Here is a 4,364-nt window from a genome sequence, read left to right as displayed (position 1 = left end):
TCCTACATACATTATGCACGAAAACTTTCGGTTAGGCACTTAGTGAATAAAAGAGTGAGGGGCAGATAGCGTCAGCGGACCGTCCACCCCTTGCTGCCTCAGTTCTTTAGTTGCTTGTTCGATTTGGGTAAAGACATTAGATAAACGCCCATAGTAGCGGCGACCAGACTCCGTCAAAAGTACACCACGTGGTAGGCGTACAAATAACGCAATATCGAGCCTACCTTCTAGCTCTTTAATACGATGGCTGACGGCTGCTGGAGTCAGGCTCAGCTCCTGAGCAGCAGAAGCGAAGCTACCTAACCGTGCGGCGGCTTCAAAGGCTCGAAGCGTGTTTAAAGGTGGAAAAGGGATTCTGCTCATGGCTAAAATTTAGTAACCCTATGGATGACAATAATGCAGTTTCCATTATTATTTTTAAGGTCACAATGATGTTCTCTCTAACATGATTCCTTCCGGAGCAGAACATCGTGAGTAAACCTCTATACCACCTAACAGCGTTTTCAACCGACCCGAGCAAAGGCAACCCTGCCGGCGTTTGGATTGGCGATGAGTTGCCGGATACTAAGACGATGCAAAGAATAGCCGCAGAGGTCGGTTACTCGGAAACCGCGTTTATCGCCCCAGCTAGCGGAAACATTAGAACCATTCGTTACTATAGCCCACTGACAGAGATCAACTTTTGTGGCCATGCCACGATTGCTAGTGCCGTCATGCTAGGGCGCTTAAGTGGTACCGGCACATACCAGCTGGATACCGCCGTTGGCCGAATACCTGTGGAGGTTCGCTCGATCGATGGTCAGATTCAAGCAGCACTAACCTCGGTAGTCCCCGCTCATAAACCTGCCTCTACAGCGTTGGTCAATGATGTGTTAGCGCTACTGCAATGGTCATCTGATGAGCTGGATCTAGCGATCCCCCCAGTCCTCGCCTACGGCGGCGTGTGGCACCTTATTTTGGCGGTCAACTCACAGTCTCGATTGAGCCAACTTGATTACGATTTTGAAAAACTGAAGGCTTTAATGTTACGAGAAGAGTTGACCACGCTGCAGCTAGTCTTTCGAGAGCACAACGGTCTGTTTCACTCTCGGAATCCTTTCCCAATAGGCGGCGTCGTGGAAGACCCTGCCACCGGCGCTGCAGCTGCAGCACTAGGTGGGTATCTGCGAGATGCCAAGTTGATTGATGCGCCTGGGAAGTTTCTTATAAGACAAGGGGAAACAATGGGACGCTTAAGCCTGCTGCAGGTCGAAGTACCTGCGCAAGGAGGAATCGTAGTGGCTGGCACAGCTGTAGAAATCACTTAATTGTTGCCATGCTGCTCAGAAGCAGTCATTCAAACTCTATCGATGTTGGTCACTAAACCTTTTGAGCAACAACGGCGTAAATATGCCACTGCTTGGGCTTACCAAGCAGTGTCTTACCCTGCGTATTATGCTCGATAATATCGATGACTCTAAACGCATCCTTAAAAAGCGCTTGGATGTCAGAATAGGTGTGTATCGATAAATCTCCTCGCCCCATTTTTGCCCAGCTGTCATCAGGCCCCATGAAATGGCCACAGAATACACCGCCCTTCAGTAGTGAACGTGTAAGGTTTTGCCAAGCACTGGCAAATAGCCCAGGATCACAAAAAAACAGGCTTGAGCATGCATTAATGAGCGCAGTTCTGGGATACACAAACTGTTCAAAGCAGGACACTTTAGGAAATAGAGTTTGATGAATATAACGCCCTCCAATCTCCTCCAGACGCGCTATCGCTGCATCGCTTTTATCATAGGCATGCACTGTATAGCCGTGTTCTACCATGAATAGTGCATCGCGCCCTGCTCCGCAGCCTGCATCAACGGCGACCATAGGCAAGGTAGTGTCCACAACACCAAGCGCCCGCTTTAATGGCGGATAAACCGCAGCGCTGAGTGACTTTTCGAGATATATTTGCTCGCTCATTCCAACACCTCAACGCTTTAGCAAATAGGCGCAGCAGATATCGATGTGTAAGCAGCTATGGCACACATCACTACTGCTCCAATCCCGCTAAGAACTGCTTCAGCAGATCATCTAATTGCGCCAGCTGCTCTTCACTGAGGCCACTCACCAGTTGCGCCTGCGCTTCCACATGAGCGGTAACCGCTTCATCAATCAATTCAAATCCACGCTGTGAAAGAGAGATCAAAAAACCGCGCCCATCCTCTGGGTTTTTGACCCGCTCAATCAAACCAGCCTTTTCCAACAGGTTGATACGGTGAGTCATGGTGCCAGAGGTCACCATCGTGGAAGCCATTAACCCCCCTGGCGATAACGCAAAAGGGGGGCCTTCTCGACGAAGGGTCGCCAAAACGTCAAAGCTTGCACCGTTCAGCCCGTACTTTGTCCAGGTCTTTTCCAGTTCACGGGTTAAGCAGTAGCTCAGTCGCTTAATCCGCCCAAGGGTGGCCATCGGCGTAACATTAAGGTCAGGCCTTTCCTGCCGCCACTGATTAAGAATTCTATCCACATGATCCCTATCCACATGACCCCTATCCACATGATCCATAGAAGTACTGCGCTCCTTATTATTGCTTAGCCCATTTATCTTGACGTCAAGAGAACCTGCATATATCTTGATATCAAGACATTAATTGAGAGCATATCTAATGGCATTATCAAACACAATTGCTACACACTCACCAAAAAGGGCCTGGCTTGCACCACTGATTTACCTACTGTCAGGTGGCGCCCTACTCGGCCTGTCAACAAATTTGGCTAAATTTGCTGGGGAAATGCAGCTATCTGCACTCGCATTTCTGTTTTGGTCAATCACTGGGGCGGCGTTAATTCTGTTGGCCGTCTCAGCACTGCGTGGTCATTTACCGCCTATAAGCTTGCGCTCGGTTGAGTACTACTCAGTATCCGCACTGCTTGGCGTGGCTGGCTCTAACTTGATCTTCTTCTCCGCTATCCCACATGTGGGTGCTGGGTTCGTTGCCTTGATCATTACGCTACCGCCGCTGCTCACCTACATTGGTGCGCTGTTATTGAAAATAGAAAAATTTCAATTTATGCGAGCGGCTGGTGTTATGTCTGCGCTGTTGGGTGCCATCACCTTAGCCGCCAATAAGCTATCGTCACCTGATGCCAATCACCTCTGGATTCTGATTGCCCTGGCTGGCCCAGTGCTCTTAGCCATCGGCAACATCTACCGGACTCTGCGCTGGCCTGCAGGTGTGTCGAGCGGTGCTCTGGCCCCCGGCATGCTGATTGCCGCCGTTGTAATCCTGCTAGGAATAGGCTTCTTACCAGGCTTTTCGTTGCGTGTTCCAACTCAACACCACTTGCCCATCATGCTGATTGCACTCCAAGCGCTAGTGTTCGCAGGCCAGTTCTTTCTACTGTTCCTGCTCCAGAAAAGCGGTGGCCCCGTATTCCTGAGCTTATTGGGTTCCGTCGGCGCTGTCGTGGGGGTGCCTGTTGCGATCTTCCTCCAGGGAGAAGCCGCTCCTGAGGGCCTACTCCTAGGCATTGTCTTAATTGGCGCAGGTATTCTCCTGCTCAATATTGGCAAAGCCAAACAGCTTTCTCGTACTAACTGAATATCTACTCAATCAAGATCCACTCAACCAAGGAATAACGATCATGAAAATCGCGATACTCGGTGCCGCAGGTGACGTCGGAACACGCATTATGAGTGAGGCGTTAGCGCGGGGACATCACGTCACAGGTGTAGTAAGAACTGAAAGTCAGCGTAACAAGCTGCCTGCTGAGGCAAGCTACTGTGTCGCCGACATATCAGCCCCGCACCAGCTAACGCAGGCGGTCGAAGGCCAGGATTTATTGATCAGCGCTGTTCGCCCACCAGAGGGGCAGGAAGCGCTGCTGGTGACACTCACGGATGTGATTCTCAACAGCGCTCTCGCCGAACAACGTGTGCTATTAGTGGGCGGAGCCGCTCGATTGCTAATTCCCGGACGCAGCGGGGAAACGGTGTTAACAGCCCCCGACTTTCTACCAGCAACAGCACTAGAAATTGCCAAGGCTTGCCAAGCACAGTACCAACGGTGCCTTGCCGAAACTCGCACAGCATGGACCTACGTCTCTCCTGCCGCCATGCTCGTCCCTGGAAAGCGGACAGGCAGCTTTCGCCTTGGCTCGGACACTCTTGTCATGGATAAGAACGGGGAATCGCGTATTTCAATGGAGGATTTTGCAGTGGCTATGCTTGATGAAGCAGAAACGCCAACACATATTCAACAGGCATTTACCGTAGGATATTAAGCCGATAAGACGCGGTACACCGAGTGCTAGGGAGCCTCTGGTTAGCTCTCGACGCTTTAATCATCATCCTGAATCCGTGAAGCTGGCGCCGATACTTTCCCTATCAACAC

6 protein-coding genes are annotated in these 4,364 nt (G+C 50.8%); 3 read left to right on the top strand and 3 right to left on the bottom strand.

The window, feature by feature from the left end; genetic code table 11:
* Positions 1–39: 39 nt before the first annotated feature.
* Positions 40–363, bottom strand: a complete 324-nt coding sequence (locus INT21_RS20680) for a LysR family transcriptional regulator (RefSeq protein WP_193085428.1) — start codon at positions 361–363, stop codon at positions 40–42.
* A gap of 107 nt (positions 364–470) precedes the next feature.
* Between INT21_RS20680 and INT21_RS15430 the strand changes: the two genes are divergently transcribed.
* Positions 471–1,307: a PhzF family phenazine biosynthesis protein gene (locus tag INT21_RS15430; protein ID WP_193085427.1), complete on the top strand. Its 837-nt coding sequence runs from the start codon at positions 471–473 to the stop codon at positions 1,305–1,307.
* A 52-nt stretch (positions 1,308–1,359) separates the two neighbouring features.
* Here the strand turns inward: INT21_RS15430 and INT21_RS15425 are convergent, their stop codons facing one another.
* Both INT21_RS15425 and INT21_RS15420 read right to left on the bottom strand, forming a co-directional pair.
* Positions 1,360–1,950, bottom strand: a complete 591-nt coding sequence (locus INT21_RS15425) for a class I SAM-dependent methyltransferase (RefSeq protein WP_193085426.1) — start codon at positions 1,948–1,950, stop codon at positions 1,360–1,362.
* A 70-nt stretch (positions 1,951–2,020) separates the two neighbouring features.
* On the bottom strand, positions 2,021–2,536 hold the full coding sequence (locus INT21_RS15420) for a MarR family winged helix-turn-helix transcriptional regulator (protein ID WP_193085425.1): 516 nt from the start codon (positions 2,534–2,536) through the stop codon (positions 2,021–2,023).
* Positions 2,537–2,636: 100 nt separating this feature from the next.
* Between INT21_RS15420 and INT21_RS15415 the strand changes: the two genes are divergently transcribed.
* Together INT21_RS15415 and INT21_RS15410 are read left to right on the top strand one after the other, a co-directional pair.
* Complete coding sequence (locus INT21_RS15415; RefSeq protein WP_193085424.1) at positions 2,637–3,572, top strand: DMT family transporter; 936 nt, start codon at positions 2,637–2,639, stop codon at positions 3,570–3,572.
* Between the two features lie 43 nt (positions 3,573–3,615).
* Positions 3,616–4,254: an NAD(P)-dependent oxidoreductase gene (locus INT21_RS15410; protein ID WP_193059387.1), complete on the top strand. Its 639-nt coding sequence runs from the start codon at positions 3,616–3,618 to the stop codon at positions 4,252–4,254.
* Positions 4,255–4,364 lie beyond the last annotated feature (110 nt).

The sequence above is a fragment of the Halomonas sp. 3F2F genome (assembly GCF_014897805.1).
In the GTDB taxonomy this organism is placed as follows: Bacteria; Pseudomonadota; Gammaproteobacteria; order Pseudomonadales; family Halomonadaceae; genus Vreelandella.
The sequence above is the reverse complement of the archived record's forward strand: the minus strand, read 5'-3'. Positions and strand labels throughout refer to the sequence as shown.

What these genes read in the sequence shown, in the direction of transcription:
- INT21_RS15425 (WP_193085426.1), bottom strand. Translation starts at nt 1,950, where the DNA reads ATGAGCGAGCAAATATATCTCGAAAAGTCACTCAGCGCTGCGGTTTAT.
- INT21_RS15420 (WP_193085425.1), bottom strand. Translation starts at nt 2,536, where the DNA reads ATGGATCATGTGGATAGGGGTCATGTGGATAGGGATCATGTGGATAGA.
- INT21_RS20680 (WP_193085428.1), bottom strand. Translation starts at nt 363, where the DNA reads ATGAGCAGAATCCCTTTTCCACCTTTAAACACGCTTCGAGCCTTTGAA.
- INT21_RS15415 (WP_193085424.1), top strand. Translation starts at nt 2,637, where the DNA reads ATGGCATTATCAAACACAATTGCTACACACTCACCAAAAAGGGCCTGG.
- INT21_RS15410 (WP_193059387.1), top strand. Translation starts at nt 3,616, where the DNA reads ATGAAAATCGCGATACTCGGTGCCGCAGGTGACGTCGGAACACGCATT.